Origin of the sequence: Nioella sp. (assembly GCF_964229645.1) — a bacterium.
Lineage (GTDB): Bacteria > Pseudomonadota > Alphaproteobacteria > Rhodobacterales > Rhodobacteraceae > Nioella.
Map to the genome: position 1 here is coordinate 1 of NZ_CAXREX010000245.1, position 2,590 is coordinate 2,590.

A 2,590-nucleotide genomic window follows, 5' to 3' on the forward strand; every position below is an offset into this window, starting at 1 on the left:
CCCTCGTTGGCCAGCCGTTCGGCAAGCCCCGCCACCATGCCCTCGATCATCGCCTGCCGGTCCTCGGGCGACATGTCCTGAGCTGCCTCGATATCGGCCATCGAGGGCCCGGGGGCCGAGACCTCGGGCGGTTGCGGCAACTGGTCCACGGAAATGTCGTCGCCCGCCATCGCCGCCACCAGTTCGATCTGGTCGCGGATCGGGCGCAGCCAGGGATCGCCCGGTGCGCTGTCGGCCAGAAGGTTGCGCCAGATCGGATAACCCAGGTCGGGCCGGCCCTGCTGCGCATACATCAGCCCCACGTAATAGCGCGCCGCGCCGTTCATCGGGTCCGCGCGCAGCACCTGGTTCAGCAGCGCCTCGGTTTCCGGCGAGACATAGCCCCCGGCGGCCATGAACATGATCTCGGCCAGGTCCAGCAGATGCTGCGGCTCAGCCTCGTCGCCAAGAAGGCCGATCAGCCGTTCCTGTGCATTGCGCGCGGCACGGTAATTGCCCACTCGGGCCTCTTCGAAGGCCAGAAGGCGCAGGCCCTCGGGCTCATCGGGGTTGCGTTCCATGGTCTCGCGCAGCTGCGCCACCAGTTCGGCCCGGCGCGGATCGGGATCCTCGCGGATTTCGACGGGCAGGTCGGCTTCGATCTCGTCCTGTCCGGGTCGGTTTGCGCGCGCCTCTTCGACCAGCGCGATGCGGGTTTCGATGGGCAGGTCCGGATAGCCCGGCGCGCCGATCACCGCGTAAAGCCCGAAGGCGCCCGCCACGACCAGGACGACGCCCGCCAGAACCGCCAGGCGCTGCGCCTTTTCCGCATGGGTCGTGCCGCCCGCACCCTCTTGCAGGGCCCGGTCGGCCTCCAGCACACGGCGGGCCACCTCGGTGCGCGTGCGCTCGGCCTCGTCCTCGCTCAGAACACCCTTGGCCAGGTCCTTGTCGATCTCGCGCAGCTGGTCGCGATAGACCTGCAGGTCATATGCCGCCGCCGGGTCCGACTCGTCGCGTTTGCGCCATGCCGCCAGCACCAGCGCCGCGCCGATCAGCAGGGCCAGCAAGCCCGCTACCATCCAGAACCCCATGAGACCTCCCGCGTTTTTCCTGTCCCACATCTATACATGGCGGGCCTCCACCAAAAGACCCAAACCGTTCCGAAAAGCGACATGGCCCAAGACCCCTTGTCGCATTTTCGGCGTGAAATGCCGCCGGGGGGTGGACCGTGCGCGCCCCGATCCAGCATGTATCATGCAACCAAACCGCAGGGGATCGCCATGCGCCGCTATTCCGCTTTCGCCATCGCCCGAGAGGCCGCCCGCTACCACCAGGGCTGGGAACGGGCCTGGGCTTCGCCCGAACCGAAGAAATCCTACGATGCGATCATCGTGGGGGCGGGGGGCCACGGGCTCGCCACCGCCTTCTACCTGGGCAAGAATTTCGGCATCACCAACGTGGCGGTGATCGAAAAGGGCTGGCTTGGCGGCGGCAACACGGGCCGAAACACCACCATCATCCGCTCGAACTACCTGCAGGACGCCTCGGCCGCGATCTACGAAAAGGCGCGCAGCCTCTACGAGACGATGAGCCAGGACCTGAACTACAACGTGATGTTCAGCCCTCGCGGCGTCATCATGTTGGCCCAGACCCATCACGAGGTGCGCGGCTACCAGCGCACGGCGCATGCCAATGCGCTTCAGGGCGTGAAGACCGAGTTCATCAGCCCGCAGCGCGTGAAGGAAATCGTCCCGATCATCAACCTCGACGGCCCGCGCTACCCGGTTCTGGGCGGTCTTTGGCAGGCGCGCGGCGGCACCGCCCGGCATGACGCCGTGGCCTGGGGCTATGCGCGGGCCTGTTCCGACATGGGCATGGACATCATACAGAAGACCGAAGTCACCGGCATTCGCAAGGAAAACGGCGCGGTCGTGGGCGTGGAAACCTCGCGCGGCTTCATCGGCACCAGGAAGCTGGGCATCGTGGTGGCGGGCCATTCCGGCGTGCTGGCCGATATGGCGGGCTTCCGTCTGCCGGTTGAATCCGTGGCGCTGCAGGCGCTGGTGTCCGAACCCATCAAGCCCTGCATGGACTGCGTCGTCATGGCCAACACCGTGCATGGCTACATGCGCCAGTCCGACAAGGGCGAGATGGTGATCGGCGGCGGCGCCGACGGCTACAACAACTACACGCAGCGCGGATCGTTCCACCATATCGAGGAAACCGTGCGCGCACTGATCGAGACCTTCCCGATGATCTCGCGCCTCAAGCAGCTGCGCCAGTGGGGCGGCATCGTCGACATGACCGGCGACCGCTCGCCCATCCTGTCGAAAACGCCCGTCGACGGCGTCTTCATCAACTGCGGATGGGGCACCGGCGGCTTCAAGGCGATCCCGGGCTCGGGCTGGGGCTTTGCCGAACTGATGGCGCGGGGCTACTCGCCGCTCACTGCCGAATTCGGCCTCAACCGCTTCAAGGAAGGCCGCTTCATCGACGAGTCCGTCGCGGCCGGGGTGGCGCACTGATGCGACTTTTCACACCCCTTCATTGTTCCAAAAATATCCCGGGGGGTGCGGGGGGCTGGCCCCCCGCCCGGGTCCCGTCAGGG

At 66.7% G+C, this 2,590-nt stretch carries 2 protein-coding genes; one reads left to right on the forward strand and one right to left on the reverse strand.

Annotation, left to right across the window (positions count from 1 at the left end; translation table 11 throughout):
- Nucleotides 1–1,073 (reverse strand): c-type cytochrome biogenesis protein CcmI (gene ccmI / locus ACEQXV_RS16590; RefSeq protein ID WP_372526053.1); only part of this gene is annotated, 1,073 nt, incomplete at its 3' end.
- Between the two features lie 189 nt (nucleotides 1,074–1,262).
- Here ccmI and ACEQXV_RS16595 point away from each other — a divergent pair.
- On the forward strand, nucleotides 1,263–2,507 hold the full coding sequence (locus tag ACEQXV_RS16595; RefSeq protein WP_370270074.1) for a sarcosine oxidase subunit beta family protein: 1,245 nt from the start codon (nucleotides 1,263–1,265) through the stop codon (nucleotides 2,505–2,507).
- The last annotated feature ends 83 nt before the right edge of the window (nucleotides 2,508–2,590 follow it).

Excerpts from the sequence above, each read along its gene's own strand:
- ACEQXV_RS16595 (WP_370270074.1), top strand. The coding sequence starts at position 1,263 with ATGCGCCGCTATTCCGCTTTCGCCATCGCCCGAGAGGCCGCCCGCTAC.